The 18,371-nt window shown below is 66.8% G+C and carries 16 protein-coding genes; 1 reads left to right on the top strand and 15 read right to left on the bottom strand.

The annotated features are described in order from the left end of the window. Positions 1-65: 65 nt before the first annotated feature. The 6 genes from AC6IY7_RS05140 to AC6IY7_RS05115 form a co-directional block, all read right to left on the bottom strand. Entirely contained in the window at positions 66-314 is a 249-nt protein-coding gene (locus tag AC6IY7_RS05140) for an exodeoxyribonuclease VII small subunit (protein WP_497782002.1), read from the bottom strand. A gap of 52 nt (positions 315-366) precedes the next feature. Next, a complete protein-coding gene (locus AC6IY7_RS05135; RefSeq protein ID WP_497782001.1) occupies positions 367-1,722 on the bottom strand; it encodes a cytochrome P450 in 1,356 nt (451 codons plus the stop codon). A gap of 22 nt (positions 1,723-1,744) precedes the next feature. Beyond that, positions 1,745-3,376: a Dyp-type peroxidase gene (locus AC6IY7_RS05130; RefSeq protein WP_497782000.1), complete on the bottom strand. Its 1,632-nt coding sequence runs from the start codon at positions 3,374-3,376 to the stop codon at positions 1,745-1,747. A gap of 9 nt (positions 3,377-3,385) precedes the next feature. Beyond that, the gene (locus AC6IY7_RS05125) at positions 3,386-4,369 is read right to left on the bottom strand and encodes a hypothetical protein (protein WP_497781999.1); all 984 of its coding nucleotides are present in this window, start codon (positions 4,367-4,369) and stop codon (positions 3,386-3,388) included. A gap of 42 nt (positions 4,370-4,411) precedes the next feature. Further along, entirely contained in the window at positions 4,412-5,077 is a 666-nt protein-coding gene (locus tag AC6IY7_RS05120) for a hypothetical protein (RefSeq protein WP_497781998.1), read from the bottom strand. Positions 5,078-5,179: 102 nt separating this feature from the next. Next, positions 5,180-6,583 (bottom strand): cation diffusion facilitator family transporter, encoded by a 1,404-nt coding sequence (locus AC6IY7_RS05115; RefSeq protein WP_497781997.1) that lies wholly within the window; start codon positions 6,581-6,583, stop codon positions 5,180-5,182. Positions 6,584-6,752: 169 nt separating this feature from the next. On the opposite strand from AC6IY7_RS05115, the gene AC6IY7_RS05110 reads away from it, so the two are divergent. Next, positions 6,753-7,292, top strand: a complete 540-nt coding sequence (locus AC6IY7_RS05110; RefSeq protein WP_497781996.1) for a TlpA family protein disulfide reductase — start codon at positions 6,753-6,755, stop codon at positions 7,290-7,292. 4 nt (positions 7,293-7,296) lie between these two features. Here AC6IY7_RS05110 and AC6IY7_RS05105 read toward each other — a convergent pair whose 3' ends face one another. The 9 genes from AC6IY7_RS05105 to ccoG form a co-directional block, all read right to left on the bottom strand. After that, positions 7,297-7,875, bottom strand: a complete 579-nt coding sequence (locus AC6IY7_RS05105; RefSeq protein WP_497781995.1) for a cob(I)yrinic acid a,c-diamide adenosyltransferase — start codon at positions 7,873-7,875, stop codon at positions 7,297-7,299. Positions 7,876-7,919: 44 nt separating this feature from the next. Next, positions 7,920-8,111 (bottom strand): twin transmembrane helix small protein, encoded by a 192-nt coding sequence (locus AC6IY7_RS05100; protein ID WP_497781994.1) that lies wholly within the window; start codon positions 8,109-8,111, stop codon positions 7,920-7,922. Positions 8,112-8,289: 178 nt separating this feature from the next. Further along, positions 8,290-10,011 carry a hypothetical protein gene (locus AC6IY7_RS05095; protein WP_497781993.1) on the bottom strand — a complete coding sequence of 574 codons (1,722 nt, stop codon included), beginning with the start codon at positions 10,009-10,011 and terminating at the stop codon, positions 8,290-8,292. Positions 10,012-10,255: 244 nt separating this feature from the next. Next, complete coding sequence (locus tag AC6IY7_RS05090; RefSeq protein ID WP_497781992.1) at positions 10,256-12,727, bottom strand: TIGR02302 family protein; 2,472 nt, start codon at positions 12,725-12,727, stop codon at positions 10,256-10,258. Between the two features lie 127 nt (positions 12,728-12,854). Next, complete coding sequence (locus tag AC6IY7_RS05085; RefSeq protein ID WP_497781991.1) at positions 12,855-14,030, bottom strand: MFS transporter; 1,176 nt, start codon at positions 14,028-14,030, stop codon at positions 12,855-12,857. Continuing rightward, positions 14,027-14,185, bottom strand: coding sequence for a cbb3-type cytochrome oxidase assembly protein CcoS (ccoS, locus tag AC6IY7_RS05080; protein WP_497781990.1), 159 nt, complete (start codon positions 14,183-14,185; stop codon positions 14,027-14,029). The genes AC6IY7_RS05085 and ccoS overlap by 4 nt, the downstream gene beginning before the upstream one ends. After that, complete coding sequence (locus AC6IY7_RS05075; protein ID WP_497781989.1) at positions 14,182-16,392, bottom strand: heavy metal translocating P-type ATPase; 2,211 nt, start codon at positions 16,390-16,392, stop codon at positions 14,182-14,184. The genes ccoS and AC6IY7_RS05075 overlap by 4 nt, the downstream gene beginning before the upstream one ends. Positions 16,393-16,401: 9 nt before the next feature. Then, a complete protein-coding gene (locus AC6IY7_RS05070; protein WP_497781988.1) occupies positions 16,402-16,908 on the bottom strand; it encodes a FixH family protein in 507 nt (168 codons plus the stop codon). Between the two features lie 10 nt (positions 16,909-16,918). Beyond that, on the bottom strand, positions 16,919-18,367 hold the full coding sequence (gene ccoG, locus AC6IY7_RS05065) for a cytochrome c oxidase accessory protein CcoG (protein WP_497781987.1): 1,449 nt from the start codon (positions 18,365-18,367) through the stop codon (positions 16,919-16,921). Positions 18,368-18,371 lie beyond the last annotated feature (4 nt).

Raw genomic sequence — 18,371 nt, 5'->3', positions numbered from 1 at the left:
GCGCTCTCGAGCGAGCCCTGCAGGCTCGCGATCCGACGAGAGTGCGGAAAGCTGGGAAAAGGCTCTCACTCCACGTCGAGCGGCGCGGTTCCCTTGGCCGCGCCGTCGGCGCCGAGCGTGATCTTCTCTATGCGGGCCTCGGCCTCGCGCAGCAGCGTGTCGCAGCGCTTCTTCAGCGCCTCGCCGCGCTCATAGAGCTTCACCGAATCGTCGAGCGAGACGCTGGCTTTCTCGAGCTTGCCGACGATCTCCTCGAGCTCCTGGATCGCCTTTTCGAAGGGCAGCGCGTCTATATCGGAATTGGCGTCGGACAATGGGTTTCCCTTCGGCTCGAGGCGGCGCCGCCGGGAGAGCTGCGGCGGGGGCTCAGTCGCTTTCTACCACGAAATGCTGCGGGAAGGGGGTGCCGCCGCCATCGATTTGGCCGGCCGAGCCGGCCGCGCGGCGCAGCTTAGGCCGCGCCAGCACGGGGAGCAGAATGGCCGGAATCACCGCGCGATTGATATAGGCGCCGAAGCAGGTGTGCAGGCCGTAGCCCCACAAAATATACTCGCCCCAGGGACGATCGACGCGGAACTCGTTCGGCCTCTCGATCTTCAGCGGATCGAACATGGCCGAGAGATTGGCGGCCAGCACCATGGCGCCTTCCGGAATTTTGCGGGCGCGGAAGGTGTTGGCGGCGATCACCGTCGTGCGATTGGCGCGGCGATAGATGACGGGATTGACCGGATTGAAGCGCAGCGCCTCGAAGAGATAGGCGCCGAGCAGCGCCTCGTCGCCGGCCTGCGCCGCCGCCTGCGCGCCGGCCAGCGCCTCGGGCCGGTCGAGCAATTGGTCGAGCGCCTGCACAGAGGCTTTGGAAATGGTCGGGATCGCGCCGATGACGAGGCCGATGAGATTATTACGAATGGCGAGATCGTCGAATTCCGGCGCGCCCTTCTGCAGCTCCAGCGCGCGGCCGAGCACATCGTCCTTCTTCTCGCCGCTCGCCTTGCGCGCGACAATGGCCGCGTCAATGGCCGCGCGCAGATTCGCGGCCGCCATCAGCGCCCTGGTCTCGATCGCCGGATCGCCCTTCAGATCGACGAACAGCCACCAGAACAGATTGGTCGCCCATTGGATGGCGTCCGCCTCGGCCTGCGCCGACACGCCGAAATAATCGGCGACTATGGCGGAAGGGACGCGCAGCGTCAGCTCCTGCGGCACGTCTATGCGCGTCGGAAAGGCGCTCGCATAGGCCTCGGCGCGGGCGCGGGCGAGCGGCGTCACCACCGCCTCGACGTCGTCGCGGCGCATGGCCAGCTTCATCAGCGATGTGTCGTGCTGATATTGCGCCGTATTCTGCATGCCGAGGAAGAAATTGGGGCCCCCAGTGATGGCGCGCATCTTCGGCTCGTAGACGACGGCGAAATCCTCCTCGCGGTCGAGCACCTCGATCACATCCGAGGCGCGCAAGACGAAGGCCGTGCCATTGTTCTCATAGCTGGTGATCAGCTGCTTGCTGATCACGAAATTGGGCAGCACGGCGCGGAAGACGGCGGATATTTTGATCAGCGAGCTCGGCAGAGTGAGCGCGCCGACCAGACGCTCCTTCAGCGTTCCCTTGCCAGTGGCGAGCGCGCGCGCCGTCACCGCGATCAGGGAAAAGAAGGCGACGACCGCGTCGATGAGCGTCAGCGCATAGGCGCGCAGAGCGGCGAAGATGGTCTTCAACAAGGTCATTGTCTTCTTCCTGCTCGCGGGCTCAGGTCGGATCGACCGTGCCCATGCCGATCATGCGCAGAGCGGTGAGGCTCGGCACGAAGAAATATTCGCCGCCGCGCGTCTCCACGAATTGCGGCAGGCCATCGGCGATGTAAGGCGGCTTGCCCGACGCCGGGTCGGACGGCACCACGAATTTCGCCTTGGGCCCATTGCGATCGCGCGCATAATCGTCCGGCGTGTCGGCGCCCTGCGAATGATTGCCGACGATCGGGCAGGTGTCATTGCCCGCGCGCGCGTCGACGCCGTAATGAATCCATTGCTGCTGCACGAATTCGAACTGGCGCGCCAAGCTCGAGCAGACGACGAGCATGACGATGCCATGCTCGTCGGCGTCCGTCGTGTCGGGGCCGGAGGAGCCATAGGGCAGGCCGCGACGCAGGATGCGGCGGCGATTGTTGAGCACGGAGCCCGCCGCCTGCTTGGGCTGGCCGGCCGCGAGCCATGGGTCGAGCGCGTCACGCGTGTTGACGCGGCGCGAATGCGAGGTCATCGGGCAGGCGCCGCCGTCGGGATCGTCGCGATAGGTGAAGTCGACGAGCTCGCGCTGGCGTTCGGCGGAACCTTCCGGATATTGCTCGTTGAACGCCTGCCAGGCGGCGAAATCCTTCGCCTTGACGAGCGGCACGCCGTCCGACCAGCGGCCGGCCATTTTGGCGACCAGAGTCTCGCGCGCCACATTCACATCGTCGAGACCGCGGACGGCGGCGAATTTCTCGGCCTGATCGTCGATGAATTTGCGCCAGGAGGCGACATTCTCGTGCAATTTGCGATAGGCGAGGAAAGTGCCGTTGCGGCTGAAGGCGAGCGGCATGGCGGAGCCCGGAATCTCCTGCGCTTCGTCCGGATAGCCGAGCAGGAATTCACCGGCCGCCAGCGCGCGCCAGACGCCATTGCCGTCGACTGCGCCTTGGCCGATCGCCGCCGCCTGTTCCTCGGCGGCGGGATATTGCCCCTCGAACACCGGATCGCTGATGCCGTCGGAGAAGCCGAAATGCTCCTTCGGCGTCGGCCGGCCCTGCGCGTCGAACAGGGCGGTGAGGTCCTGATAGAGCGGCTGGTTCGTATGGTCCGGCGGATTATGGCCGCCGACCACGCTCACATGATGTTGCGCCGCGAGGGCGACGATCGCCTCCGTCGCGGCGTCGAGATCGGCGAGGCTCGCCGTATAGTGCTGATTGAGAACGATGAGGATGTGGACCGCTTTCTCCGGCGTCGCCGGCTGCCAGACCTTGTCCCATTTCGACTGCCATTTCGGGCCGGAGAAATCGTCGCCGAGCATGCGCGCGCGCTTGGCCATGCCGTCGATGAATTCGTCTGGCAAGCCGCGCAGCGTGCGCGTCGGCACGGCGAGCGCGAGCAGGCCATAGAAGGTGAAGGCGATATTGACCGCGATCGCCGGCGGCTTGGACGCGTCGTTGGCGTCGTTGCTCTGCAGCGCCGAAGTGACGCGCGGAAGCAGCTGCGTCACGAAGTGACGGCCGTTGGCGGCGGGAGTCGTTTCCGCGTCGCCGCCGATGGTCAGCAATATGGTGCGGCCCTTGAAATAACCCTGCCTGGGATAGGCTTCGAGAATATTGCCCTGAATATCCGCGAGGTCGAGAACGACTGACATTTTCCGCCCCTAGATTCCGATGGCCCCGGCCTTTTGCGTCGGCTCTGCGACGTCGTCCGGCTTGTTGGCGTCGATGAAAGATTTGAAAGAGTCGTAGAGGCGCTGCGCCGAGGCGTCGTCCTCGGCCGCCGCGTCGAATTGCCGGTCGATGGCGAAGCGCGTGAATTCGCGACGCAGATAGAGCGCCTTCAGAACCTCCGGCAGAGTGGAGTTCGGCGCCGCGGGGAAGGGTTTCTTGCCGAAGTCGAGGATATAGTAATAGATCGAGAAGCCGGCGCCCGCGACGCCCGCGAGCAGCGCGATCAGCGCGCCGAGGACGCCCTGCAGGAAATTCGGCAGCAGCCAGAAATAGACGAGCAGAGCGACGACCGCCAAAATCCCCAACGCCGTGAGGCCGAGCTTTTGCAGCGACACGTTCGGCAACTGGTCCGCCGGCACGCCGTCGAGCCAATAATCGTGGAACGGCATCGTCGTCTCGATCTGGCAGTCGGCGATATATTTGGAAAAGCTCGCGGCGTCGGTGACGCGGGCCTCGAAGCCGAGGCAATATTTGAAGACCTCCTTCAGCTCGGCTTCCGACCGCGTCCACAGCTCGCGAAGATAAGTGTCGCGTTCGGAGTCGGCGCCGCTCGCCGCGTCGAAATCCGAGGAGAAGAACAGGAAGGGACAGGAGAGGTGATCTTGCGGCTGCGCGATCACCGGATTGAGCATGTCCTTGTATTTCTGGTCGATCGACAGCGCCGGGCCGGCCGCGACGAGCAGCGTGTTGGGCTGCTCGCGCCCATTATAGGCGATGTCGTCGATGACGACGAAACGGGCGAAATGATTGCGCGGGCTGCGTGTGAAGGGGCTGTGCTCGCCGCGCGGCAGCAGCGAGAGCCGCTTGCGCAGCGCATGCACGGGCGAGGTCGGGACGCCGTCATCGGTGATCGGCGTCGTGCCGATCGGAATGAGCGCCGTGAGGAAATAGGCTCCGCTATCGAAGGTCGGCATGACGGCCTCTTGAATCGAGAATTCTGTCGTCGAGCTTAGGTGTCAGCGGGGCGCCGCTGCGAGTCCGCCGGCGAAGCCCAGATAGTCGTCGCGGTTGATCTCGGCGTTTTCGGTGTCATTGCTGGCGACCGGCGCATGGCCTTGGTAGCCGAGATCGTTCTGCACCGCGACGAGCTGGCGCACATAGAGCTCGCGGAACTGCTGCGGCGTCGCGGAGGCGTGGCTCTGGGCGAGCGTGAGCAGCGCGCGCCGCACGCGCAGCGCCGCTTTGACGTCGGGCTGGGCGGCGCCGGGAACGGAATTGTAATAATAATTCGTGTCGATCTGATTGGCGCGAATGTAATTCTTGAACGGCGTGATCGGCACGGAATGCGGATATTTCGTGCTCGTGAACCAGAGCAGGTCGAGGCCGTTGGGCAGGCCGTCGGCGAAGGCGTCGATATATTGATCCCAGGTGCCGTTGAAATTGCTGCAGAACAGCAGATAGTCGTTGGAAAGCTTCTGCTTGCCCTGGCCGAGATCGGGCCATTGGTCGCGCTTGACGATGGCCCAGCGCGCGAAATGGATGAAGGAGAGGCCGAGCAGTCCGCCGAGGGAGGTCGGAATCGACCGGGAAATCATGAAGCTGAATCGATTGAACCACGTCCGCCACGGCTTCATCGGCGTAATGACGTTCATTCCATAGGTTTTGCCCGTGACGTTCGACATGATCGCGGCCTCGAAAAATTCATTCCATTATTCCGGGATACGGATAACGGTATTCGCCCCAAAAGACAATATGCCGCGCCCGCGCGAAAGCCCTCTGCGCGGTCACGAATGGTCGTTTATTTCCGCATGTCCCGCAATTCGCAGGATGTTCGGAAATTCGCCGCGCATCGCGCGCTCCACTTCGTCGACGGCGGCGTGAGTGAGGTCGACGGAGAGCTCCGGATCGACGCAGCAATGATAATTGACGACGAGTCCCTCCGCCGTCTCGCGCGCGCGGACATCGTGGATATGGGTGATCTTTCCGCCCGCTTCGGCGTGACGCGCGAGCGCGTCGGCGATGGCGCGGCGCGCTTGCGGCTCGGCGTCCTGGCCGGTCAGCAGCTGCGGCTCGGAGGGCTCTATATGCGTGTCGATCTCGACCGCTTCGCCGAACTCCTCGCGGATCGCCTGCTCGAGGTCGGAGGCGATCGCATGCGCGCGTCCATGCGTCATGCCGCCGTCGAGCTCGAGATCGAGCGTGATGGAGAGGCGCTCGCCGACCAATTGCGCGATGACGTGATGCACCTGTATGCGGCGCCGGGCGGCGACGAGCAGGATGCGCTCGAGCACTGTCTCGTCGTCGACCGCGATCGGATGTGTGGCGAGCGCGATCTGCGCGCCGGGGATGGCGCGCGTGATCGCGGCGTTGGCCTCTTCCTTGATGCGGGCGGCGCGCTCCAGCGGCAGCGTCCGCGCGACGCCGATGACCGCCTCGCCCATCACCTTCGGTCCGGCGGTGCGCAGACGCAGGCTCTCCACCGCGATGACGCCGGGCGAGGCGCGCAATATCTCCTGGATCTGCGGCACCAGCTCCTGCGGCGCGGCGTCGAGCAGCGTCGCCACCGTGCGGCGGCCGAGCCTGTAGCCGGCGACGGCGATGAAGAGGGCGACGCCGAAGGCCGCCAGCGCGTCGCCCTGCGCGAAGCCGGCGCGCGTGGCGGCGAGGCCGAGGATCACCAGCGCAGAGGAGACGAGATCGCTGGAGAAATGCAGCGCGTCGGCGGCGAGCGCGTCGCTCTGCGTCTCCTCGGCGACGGCGCCGAGCCGCCGCGCGCGCACGAAATCGACGACGATGGAGAGCGCGAGCACGGCGAAGACGGGCCAGCCGGCGTCGATCTCGACATCCGGCTCGCCGAGCCGTTGCGTGGCTTGGCCCGCGATGACGAGCGCGAGGCCGAAGAGGAATCCGGTCTCGATCAGCGCGGCGAGCGATTCGACCTTGCCATGGCCATAATGGTGCTTCTCGTCGGCCGGCTTCTCGGCCTGGCGCACGGCGACATAAGTGAGCACTGTGGCGGCGACGTCGGCGGCCGAATGGCCGGCCTCCGAGATCAGCGCCAGCGAGCCGGAGGCGAGGCCCGCGGCGAGTTTGGCCAGCGTCAGCACGGCGCTGGCGGCGATCGAGGCCTTTGCGGCCGCGGCCTTGCGGGCCGCCTGGTCGGTGGAGAGGTCGGCTGATTCGGACATGGAGGCCGGTCGGTTGGTCGGCGGCGTCCCCGCGCGCCGCTCGTCCAAGCCTTAACAACACAATGCGACAGGAGCAATCGGCTCGCCGCGGCGGCCGCGCCCGCAACGCTCGCCTCCGCGGCCGATTTCCGCTATGTGTTGGAAAAGAGCGGCAGAACCAGGAGAGGTCATGCGCGCGAGGATGAGACATGCGCTGTTCGCCGCCTGCGCCGCGGCGCTATTCGCCGGGCAACTGTCTCGGGGGTCCTCCGCCCGGGCTCAGGCCGCTTCGGCGCAGACCGCTTCGGCTCACGAGATCGCGCCCTTCCAGCGCGGCTCTTTCGACAGCATCCGCAAGGCTCATGCGGGCCGTCCGCTCATCGTGCATTTCTGGTCGGTGACCTGCGCGATCTGCGTCGCCGAGCTCGCCGATTGGGGCAGGCTCGCGCGCGAGACGCCGGGCGTCGATTTCGTCTTCGTCAACGCCGATCCCGAGAGCGACCGCCGTCGCGCCGAGGCCCGCATGGAGAAGGCGGGGCTGCGGCAGGCCGCCAATTTCGCCTTCGCCGATCGTTTCGTCGAGCGGCTCTATTTCGAGGTCGACCGCCATTGGCAGGGCGAAATGCCCTTCACGGCTCTGGTGGCGGCCAATGGCGGGACGCAGACGGTGATCGGCGCGCTGGACGATATGAAGCTCGCGAGCTGGCTCGAGGGCAAGGCGAAGCGCTGAGCCGTCAGCGCGTCGCGCCCGGCGTCCACAGCACGTCGCCGGCCTTGCCGTTGGCGTAGCGCGCGGCGACGAAGAGGAAATCCGAGAGGCGATTGACATAGCGCAGCGCCGTGGCGCCGACGGCCTCGTCCGGCGCCTCGGCGAGCGCCACCATCACGCGCTCGGCGCGGCGGCTCACCGTGCGGGCGAGATGGAGATGCGCGGCGGCCGGCGTTCCGCCCGGCAGCACGAAGGATTTGAGCGGCGCGAGGTCGGCGTTGAGCTCGTCGATCTCGCGCTCCAGCCGATCGACCTGCGACTGCACGATGGCGAGGCTGGTCTCCGGCAGCGTCTCGCCGGGCTTGAGCGGCGTCGCCAATTCCGCGCCGAGGTCGAAGAGGTCGTTCTGTATGCGCGCCAGCATGGCGTCGAGCGCGGCGTCGGAGGCCGTGACGAGGCGCGCGAGGCCAATGGTCGCATTGGTCTCGTCCACGGCGCCATAGGCCTCGACGCGCAGATCGTCCTTGCGCCGGCGCTCGCCGCCGACGAGGGAAGTGGCGCCGGCGTCGCCGCCGCGCGTGTAGATTTTGTCGAGACGGACCATCGGCGGCTCTTCCAGTGGCGGTTCTTCGAGTGACGGCGGCGCCTCTAATGACGAAAGGCGAGGATCGCCAGGATCAGCAGCAGGGCGCAAAATTGCAAGCCCACGCGCCAGCGCATGAGCTTTTGCGAGAGATTGCCATCGCCGCCGCGCAGCACATTGCCGAGGCCGAGCACGACGACCAAGGCGACGGCGACGACCGCGCCCATGACGGCGATGTTGGACCAACTGGACATCATGGGGCCGCTCCTCCCGGAGGCGCTCGCTCTATTGCGGTTTCATGACTAATGGAGCGTGGGGCGATGGGCAAGCGGGGAAGGGGGCGCGGTGAATTTCCGTCGTGACCCGATGCGGACCTTCCCAAGGCGCTTGCGCCGATAGGCATCGAGCCACGCACCAATAAAGCTCCACAAACGCTTAGCTGGGCGCCGTCCCCGCCGGTAGTAAAATTGCCTGCCAGTCGATCGCAGCCGGACAATCGTCTGACTCAGTGGACACCTCAAAGCTCCGCAGGCCTGCGTGCTTAGGGCAAATTTCAACAGCAAAGGCTATAAGTTCCTGCGCACGGGTTGATTGCCCCGCTATTCGGTTTTGCTCCGCCAGTAGCAATGTGTAAGCTGCTTCGAGTACCGGTCCAAGCTTCAATGTGTTGGCGTGGTGGCGCTCACGGAAGTAACGCTCGTGAAGCTCTTCCATTTCCGGCAACGTCCAGCCGGGATATTGACCCGTGACCAAATGCGCTGCCAGACTTATGATTGAAGGCGCGTCAAAATCACTTTTGTAGGTCTCGATAAGATTCGGGTAGCCCGCGCTACGGGAATCCTCGGGTGCGAAGGCGTTGAAGAGAAAATAAAGGGCCAGCATGGGTAAGCGCTGGGCCGGTTTTGCCAAACTTGGCACGAGAGCTTCAACCTTCTCCAGCACAGGCCGGACGTCCGTTATCTTTGCTGACGGCTCCAATAAGAGCCCGACAACCTGTCCGATGAAAGCAGCGAGATATTGCTGCGCGGTGGTTGTATCGAAACCTTGAGGATTGCTAATCCAATAGTTGGATGCCAGCTGCATGGTCAGTTTCCCCGGCAAATCCTTTCTCCAGTCGAACTCTTCCGATTCCGTTTTCGGCGCTCGCGCCACAAATGTCTTGATCACGTGACGTGCCACACGGGCCAGACCGGCAAATGTCAAGGTCGGCTGTCCATCGATCATTATCGTCTCATGGAAACCATCAATCCCGACGAGTAGGCTCGGAATATCCTTGAGATGATGCACGTAGCTTGAGCGGATCGAATAAGCCTGCCGGAGCGCAATTGAAAGATCAGGGCGACTGATGGCGTTGACAGCACTCTCTGCCTCCTCACGGAAGAAGCTCGGCCCCACGCGGGCAAGGGCAAACTCGCGGAATCGTTGTGCAATGGCCACATGCTCGTTGGCGAGGACAGCAGCCCGGACTTTGTCTGCGGTGGCTTCGGGGGCCCCTTCAAGTGCTTCGTCAATACGTCGCCGCTTGTTCTGATCGTAATCGTCCCACACAGGCTCAAAGCTATCGAATTTCTGCGCTAGGGATTCTATCGACATAACGAAGAGCGCATAGGCCAGATTCACGTCGTCCGAGATACGATGAGCGCCGATGACATAGCGCCGAATAGCCCGCATCGCTCCTTCATAGCTTTTGCGGTCCAGCGCCATGAGGTCGACCACAAAACGTTGGAGGTGGTCGGCATCTCCCGACTGCGCGTTCACGGCATCGTCAAACATTCGAGGAATGTATTTTTGAGGCACTAAGTCTGCGCCAAGACTAGGCCGCTCATTCGCCACTAGGCGGCATGCAAGTTCGATATCGGTCGTGCAAGTGATGTTCAGGGTGAAGGAAACGATGGCTGCAAAATCATTGATCAGCGTGTCGCCGCCTGTTGCGATCAATTCGCCGGGATACGGCCCACCTCGCAGCCTCTCGATGCGTTCAATGATTTCACAGGTAAGCACTCCAAGTCCATGTATACCAACGACAGATTGGAGCGAGCCTACTTGGGTTTCGATTCTCTCGTCCCGCAAAGTCCGGTAGTTAGTGTAATATATCGCACGCCTCGGCGTTTCATACGCTTCGTGATCGAAGAATTTTCCGGTGCTGATCTGCAGCATTGTGGAGATGTTCCCAGGGATTAGTTCTGACTAAGCCGAAGTGACTAACGTGGCTTGGGAAACTCGCATTTCAATAGCTCAAAGGCTTTGATTAGCAGGTCAGGGAGCCTTGCCGAAGGTCCGCTCATGGCGCAACCAAGGCACTACGGGCGATCCTCCCCTTCCCTATCGGGAGGCCACAGGTCGCATGCCTTCCGAGCGCCCGCTGCGCTCGAAGTCCCCTTCTACGCGCAACGCAAACCCCTCACCGCCGCAACAGCCGCTCGAAATAATCCAGCTCCTCGGCCGGGCGCTCTGGCTGGCCGAGGCGGCGGCGCAACTCCTCCTGCACGCGGCGGGCGCGCACCGCCGGCGGCAGGCCCAGCGGGTCATAGCGGGCGCCGGCCTCTTGGCCGCGCTGGCGTCCTGTCGGGCGGCCGAGCGGATCGGCGCCCTCGCCGGGGCGCATTCCGGCGCGGCGGCCGGCCCGGCCCGCCTGGCCTTCGCCTTCCTCCCCTTCGCCCTGCATGCGCGAGGCGAGCTGGTCCGCGCCGCGTCGCAGCGCTTGTAGCGCGCGGCCCTGCGCGTCCACCGCGCGGCCGGCTCCCTCGCCGCCGGGGCCGAGCGCCTTTTCGGCCTCCTTCATCGCCTTGTCGGCGTCGGCGAGATCGGGCGAGGCCTCGCCGGAGCGGCGCAGCCGGTCCTGCTCGCGCTCCAGCCGATCGCGCAGCGCCTTCTGCCGCGCCCGCGTCTCGTCGGAGGCGGAGGACTGGCCCTTGCCGCCGCGCTGCTGGCCGCCGCCCTGCTGGCTCCCACCCTGCTGGCCGCGATTGGTCTCGTCGCGCAATTGCTGCTCCTCGCGCGTGAGCTTGTCGATCTCCTCCAGCGCGCGCGACATTTCCCGCGCGCGGGGGTCGGCGCGGCCGGCCTGCGCCGGGCGCAGATTCTCGAGCACGTCCTGCAGATCGTCGAGCAGCCTTTGCGCCTCTGCAAAATCCCCGGCGCGCTCGGCCTTCTCGATCTCGCTCAGCATGGATTGCAGATCGTCCTCGGTCAGCACGCGCTGATCACCCGGCTCCGGCCCGGAGCGCTCGGCGTTCTTGCCGTTCTTCTGGCCGAGGCCGTTCAGGAAATTCTCCAGCGCCGCGCGCATGTCCTGCGTCAGCTTGGCGATCTCCTCCTCGCTGGCGCCGCGCGCCAGCGCCTCGCGCAGCTCTCTCTGCGCCGCGCGCAGATCGCGCTCGGCCTGCGAGACGTCGCCCTCCTCGAGCGAGAGCGCCATGGCCCAGAGGAGATCGGCGACCTCGCGCAGATCGGCGTCGTCGCGCGCCGACGCCAGCCGGCTCTTGGCGGCGTCGAGGCCGAGGAAGATGGACGAGGGCGTCTCGAACAGCGCCGCGCCCAGCGACAGCGCCTCGAGCGCCGTCAGCACGCGGGCGTGACGATCCGGGTCGAGCGCCAGATTGCGGCGCTGCTCGGCGAGGGCGCGGGCGAACGGCTTGGCGAAGCGCCGCTCCGGCAAAGTGACGTCGAGCGGCGTGGAGAAGCCCTCATTGCCGCCTTCGTCATGGGCGACCAGCGTCAGCGCGACGCGCGCCCCGGCCCAGGGGTGATCGGAGAAGTCGAGCGTCGCCTTGGTCTCGCCGAGGCCGCCGCGCGTCGGCGGCACGGGCAGAGCGAGCCGCGGCGGCGGATAGAGCGAGCGGCTCGGCCGGGCGCCCGCGGGCAGAGCCGCCACCGCCTCCGCCGAGACGACGCCGTAATCATCGTCGGTGCGCAAGCCGAGCGTCATGGTGCCGCGCGCGTTGTTGCGCGGCGGCTGCGTGATCTCGATCGTCGGCGCGCGGTCTGGGATCGCCTGAATGCGGAACTCTCCGGCTCCGCGCAGCGCCAGCGCGGCGTCGCCGGTGAGCCTGAAGCGCTCCTCGGCCTCGCCGCTCGCCTGCCGCTGCTTGCCGCCCTCGATCGGCGCGAGGCCGCCGCTCGCCGTCGCCGCGCCGCGCGCGCCGAAGCTGCGCACGACGAGAATGGCGTTGACCGGAACCGACACCTGCGCCCAGGGCCCCTCGGCCTTTTGCGGCAGCACGATGGGCGGACGGCCGGTATAGGCGGGCGGATCGAACCAGGCGTCGACCCGCGCGCCGGAAGCGGAGGCGGGACCGCTCTCCCAGTCGAAGGCCGAGAACAGCCGCGCCTCGCGATCCGGTCCGGCGACGAAAGCCGCGGCCACGGCGGCGACCAGCGCCGCGGCGCGCAGGGCGAAGGGATCACGCTGCGGCAGGCCGGGGTCCGGCGGCGCCACCTCGAGCGCTGCGAGCTTTCGCTCGAGCCGGCTGCGATGCAGCGCCCAGAGCGTGCGCGTCGCGGGATCGGGCGCCTCGCCGGCGAGCGTGTCCTCGAGCGAGGCCGCCGGCCGATGCCGCGCGCCGGGGGCCGCGTCGAGCCGCGCCAGAGCGTCCCGCCGCCGCGGCGCCCGCGCGAGCAGCCCGCGTCCGACGATCCACAGCGCCGCGAGAGCGAAGCCGCCGACGCCGAGCGCGCGGCCCGTCGCGCCGATCTCCAGCCAGAGGCCAAAAAAGGAGACCGCGAGAAAACAGAGGAGGAGAGTGGCGAGCCCAGCGGCGACGCGCGACAGCCTCTCCATGGCGAGTGCCGCCAAGGAGCGCCGCACCAGCCGCTCCAGCATCGGCGAGACGTCGTCTCGGCCATTGCCCTGTCTCTTGCGCCAGAAGCTCATTTTTTCGGTTCCTCGCGGGGCATCTAGCGCGCGAGCGCTCGGGCGCAGCCTCGCCCGGAGGGAGAGTCTACGCCGTTTCCCGCAGATTGCGAAAATCTTGCGGCGAAATCAGGTCAGAAGGCCCAGGTCAGAAGGCCAATGCGCCGGCCGCCGCCGCGCCCAGCAGGCAGAGGTCGTGCAGCGCCAGCGCCGCGCGGGAGAGCGCTCCCTTCTCGCGGGCGAGCGGTCCCGTCTCATGCAGCAGGCGCAGCGCGCCTATATTGGCGAGGGACCAGGATGCGCCGATCGCCGCCATCGCCGCCGCGAGCAGGGCCGGCGAGGCCGAAAGGCGGAGCAGGACGAAAGCTCCCCCGAGCAGGACGAGCCCGGCGCAAAGGCTCGGCAGCGGCGGGAAGACAGCGGGCCAGCGCGCGACCAGCGCGGCCGGGCCATACATGGCCAGGAGATGCCAGGCCATCGCCCCGCCGACGAAGCTCTGCGCGGCTCCGCATAAAGCGAGCGACAGCGGCCCGCGCAACATGGCCGCCGCCATCACCGCCCAAGCCGCGGCGCAGGCGATCGTCAGCAGAGCGAAACGCAAGCTGAAGGGGTAAGTCCTCCTTCGAGACGCCGCCCGCGACGGCTCCTCGGCGTGCGAGCGTCCTTCACCCCATCGTCCTAGGTCTTCGTTCATCTCTGCGAAACCATGCGGCAGACGCACCGCCAGAGCGAGCGCGAGCGCCTGCAGCAGCGCCGCGCAGAGCAATGTCGCCGCCCCGCCGCCCGCGATCTCCGTCAGAAAGACGACGGGCGGCGCCGCCAAAGCCGCTAGCGCGCCGCCGGCCAGCACGCCCACCCCGCCGCTGGTCGCGGAGCCCAGCGCTGCAATATGGCGATAGAAGAGGCCGAAGCCCTGCGCGAGCCCGAGCCATAGCGCGGCGAGGCAGAGCGCCGGAAAATGTCCATGCGTCATCGCGAATGCGCCGACCAAGCCACCAGCGACGCCGAGGCTGGCGCCGAGCGCGAAGGCGGCGCGGCGGCCGAAACTATCGACGAGCAGCGCCGCCGGAAAAGACGCGAGCGCCGCGCCGACGAGCAACAGCGCGAGCGGCCAGCCGATGCGCTCGGCGCTGGGCGCGATGAGCCGCGCGGCCTCCGGCAATTGCGAGAGAACCAGCGCCTGCGCCAGCACGGAAAGGCCGAAGCCGAGCGCCAGTCGCCGCGTCGCGGACGTCTCGGAAACGCCATCGCGCACGCCCATGCGTGGGCAGACGCAGAGCGTCTCGCTCGGACGCGCGATCAGCGGATCGAATTCGAGACTCATGACTGCGCGTCCTTCAGATCATCGTCGGAGAGCGCGCGCGCGGCGGCGCCTTCGAGATCTTCATATTGACCCGTGTTCAGCGACCACACGAAAGCCGCGAGGCCGAGCGCGCCGAGCAGCAGAGCGAGCGGAACGAGAAACAGAAGGACAGTCATGCGGCGGCCTCTCTCTGCTGCGTCGGCGGCGTCGACGTCTCGCGCTTCGTCTCGCCGCCCGCGCGCAAAGCGTTGAGCGTGACGATGAGCGACGAGCTCGACATTGCGATGGCGGCGATGAGCGGCGTCAGCAGTCCCGCCATGGCCAGCGGCGCGGCGATCATGTTGTAGAGAAGCGAGAGCGCGAGATTCTGGCGCATCAGCGCGCGCGCCCGTCGCGCCGCGTCGATCGTCGTCACAATGGGCGCGAGGCCTTCGCCGAGGAAGACGGCGTCGGCCGCCGCCTGCGCGATCTCCGCAGCGTCGATCGGCGACAGCGACACATGCGCGGCGGCGAGCGCCGGCGCATCATTGATCCCATCGCCGATCATCAGCACTTTGCGCCCCTGCGCGCGCAGCGCCTCGAGACGCGCCACCTTATCGGCAGGCTTCATCGCGCCGCGCCACTCCGCGACGCCGAGCATGCGCGCCACAGCCTCCGCCGGCGCCACGCGATCGCCGGACAATATGATGACGCGCAAGCCGCGATCCGCGAGCGCTTCTATTGTCTCGCGCGCGTCGCGACGCAAGCTCTGCTGTACGATGAGCGCCGCGGTGCGCTCGCCATGGCGGAAGGCGATGACGGATGCCTCCCCGCGCGCCGCACAGTCGCGCTCTAGCCCGCAAAAGCGCGCATCGCCGAGACGCGCCTCGACGCCGTCGACAATGGCCACGACGCCCGAGCCTTGCTCCTCGCGCGCGCCCTCGATCACCGCGGCGCGCGGAAATTCGCATGCGACCGCGCGAGCGAGCGGATGGCGGCTCGAATGAGCGAGCCGCGCGGCGAGCGCGAGCAAGGCCGGCTCGATCTCCTGCGCATTGACGACGCGCGGCTCCGGCGTCGTCAGCGTGCCGGTCTTGTCAAAAACGACCGTGTCGATCTCGGCGAGGCGCTCCAGCGCATCCGCGGAGTTGAGCAGCACGCCGGCGCGAAACAGCGCGCCGCTCGCCGCCACCTGCACAGCCGGCACGGCCAGCGCCAGCGCGCAGGGGCAGGTGACGATGAGCACGGCGATCGCGGTCGCCAGCGCATCATGCAGCGAGGCGCCGGCCGCGAGCCAGGCGAGCGCCGTGCAGAGCGCGGCGAGATGCACGAGCGGCGCATAGAGGCGCGAGACCCGATCGGCGAGACGCATATAGCGCGAGCGCGCCGCCGTCGCCTTGTCCACGAGCCGCTCGATCTCGTCGATGAGCGAGCCGCCGGCCGCGGCTTCGACTTTTATCGTCAGCGCGCCGTCGAAATCCATGGCGCCCGCATAGACGGCGTCGCCCGCGGCGACTTTTCGCCGGCGCGTCTCGCCGGTGACGACGCTTTCGTCGAGGCTCGCTTCGCCGCTGACGACGACGCCATCCGCAGGGATGCGCTCGCCCGGCCGCGCCAGCACGAGATCGCCCGGCGCGAGCGCCGCGAGCGGAACATAGCTCTGCGCGCCGTCCACGCCGAGGCGGAGGGCGACAGGCGCGCGCAGAGCGGCGAGATTGGCGGCGACGGCGCGCGTCTTGCGGCGCATGGCGTGATCGAGATAGCGCGCGAGCAGCAGGAAGGCGAGCAGCATCGTCGCCGAATCGAAATAGGCGTGCGGCGCGTGGGTAAGCGTCTCATAGACCGACATCGCCAGCGACAGCAGCACGCCGAGCGCGATCGGCACATCGACATTCAGGCGCCGTGCGCGCAGCGCGGCGAAAGCGCTGGTAAAGAAGGGCTGGCCGGCGAAGGCGGCGGCCGGCAGAGCGATGAGCGCGGAGACGCCATGGAAGAAGTCGCGCGTCGACGCGTCCATGTCGCCGCCGAGCCAGACGGCCTCGGAGAGCAGCATCACATTCACGCTGGCGAAAGCGGCGACGGCGAGGCAGCGCAGCAGGCGCCGCGATGTCTCGCGCTCCTCCTGCTCGCGGCTCTCGCGCTCGAAAGGCCGCGCCGCATAGCCCATGCGCCGCAGCCGCTCCGCCACGGCGGCGAAGTCGAATGTCGGCGCCGTCCACTCGAGCGACAGGCGGCGATCGGCGTAATTGACGCGCGCCGCGATGATGTCGGGAAGGGCTTTCAGCGCCGCCTCTATCTCGAAAATGCAGGCGGCGCAGGTCATGCCGTCCAGCGCCAGCTCGAGGCGCCGCGCGCCGTCCGGGCCCTGTGTCGCCAATGCGGAAAAATCGACGTCCATCGTCATTGCGAAAGCTCAATCGATGCGGATGCGGCTCTTGGAGCGGAACATCTCGCGGCCGTCGCGCGAGGCGATCAGCACGAGATCGCGCCAGCCAGACTCGATGGCGATCGGCGCCTCGTAGCGGCCGGGCGCGGTCTCGGCGAGATCGACAGCGACATCCTTGCGGCCGTCGACCGGCGCGCGGATTTCCGCGGCGAGCTTCAGCCCCTTCAGCGCGCCATTGCGATCGCGCAGTGTGACGGAGACGAGATTCTCCCACCCGCCGCGGCGCAGAATCGTCGCTTCGACCTTCCAGTCGCGCGCGCTCTGCTCGCGCGCGCCGGCGATGTCGAGATTATAGGCGAGGCCTTTCTCATAGGCGCGGCTGGTGTCCTCGCCGCGGAAGGTGGAGACGGCGGCATAGACCATCACGGCGTTGACCGTGGCGACGACGCCGAAAAAGAAGACGAGCAGCGCGAGAACTTCCGCGCCGCCGAGGCGGCGCTGCGGCGGCGAGCGCATGAGATGGGTCTGCGACATGGGCTTCTCCTCACGGTATGACGAAAACGTCTCTCATCGTGACCGACGCGCCGCTCTCCACATCCTCGGAGGTGAAGAGGATCGGCGTCTGTCCTTTGGCCCTATGGCCGCCGCGCAGAGTGACGAGCGCGCGCGCCTCGCGCGTCTGATCCGGGCCGACGCCGACGATCATGCGGCCCTGCGCGTCCGGCTCGACGCCGACGATCTCCACTTCGACGCCGTCGATCCCGCTCGTCTCCAGCAGGAAGCGGCGCGGCTCGCCGCTCATATTGGCGAAGCGGATCGTATAGGCGTTGCGAATGCTGCCGTCTTTGAGTGTGACGGCGAGCGGATTGCGATCGTGCAGCACCGAGAGGCGCGAATCGTCGCGCGTCGCGAGCTTTGCCGACATGAGCCCGCCGATCGCCAGAATGAGGGCCGCATAGATGATGGTGCGGGCGCGCAGCGGCTTGTAGATCGGCGCCTCGCCCTTGCGTCGGCGCTCGCAATTCATCTGCGTGTCATAGGCGATGAGCCGCGGCGAGCGGCCGATCTTCGTCATGACAGCATCGCAAGCGTCTATGCACAGGCCGCATTGCACGCAGCCGAGCGAGGCGCCGTTGCGAATATCGACTCCCGTCGGGCAGACGGCGACGCATTGCCCGCAATCGACGCAATCGCCGGCCGGCGCGCCGGCGAGGCGCAGCGCGCTCGCCTGCTTCAGTGACATGCGCGGCTCGCCGCGGTCGTCGCGATAGGTGACGTTCAGCGCATATTCGTCGGTGAGGGCGGCCTGTATGCGCGGCCAGGGGCACATATAGAGGCAGATCTGCTCGCGCATATGGCCGGCGAGCATGTAAGTGGTGAAGGTGAGAATGCCGATCCAAATATAGGCCTCGGAAATTCCCGGCTGGAAGGTCGCGAGCGCATAGACGAGCGTCGGCGCATCGGCGAAATAGAGCACCCAGGCGCCGCCGGTCCACCAGGCGATGGTGAGCCATAGCGCATGTTTGGCGATCTTCTCGCGCCAGATTTTTGCCGTGCGCGGTCCAGCGTCCTTGCGGGCGCGCTCGCGCGCGTCGCCTTCTATCCAGCGCTCCGCGGCGAGGTAGAGATCGGTCCACACGGTCTGCGGACAGAGATAGCCGCACCACACGCGCCCGGCCAGCGCGTTCATCAGAAACAGAATGAGCGCGGCGAGGATCAGCAGGCCGGTGAGGTAATAGACCTCCTGCGGCCAGATCTCGATGAAGAAGAAATAGAAGCGCCGATGCGGGAAATCGACGAGCACCGCTTGGGCAGGCGCATCTGGGCCGCGATCCCAGCGCACGAAAGGCAGGAGGTAATAGACCGCCAGAGTGAAGGCGAGCAGCCCCCATTTGATGCGGCGGAACTTTCCCTCCACGTCTTTCGGATAGATCGCCTTGCGCGGCGCATAGAGCGAGCCGCTCTTCGCCTTGCCCATTTCGGCGCTCGTCATTTTC

The sequence above is a fragment of the Methylosinus sp. is20ea genome (assembly GCF_059718135.1).
Note: the sequence above shows the minus strand (reverse complement) of the source record. Positions and strands in the feature narration are given on the sequence as shown.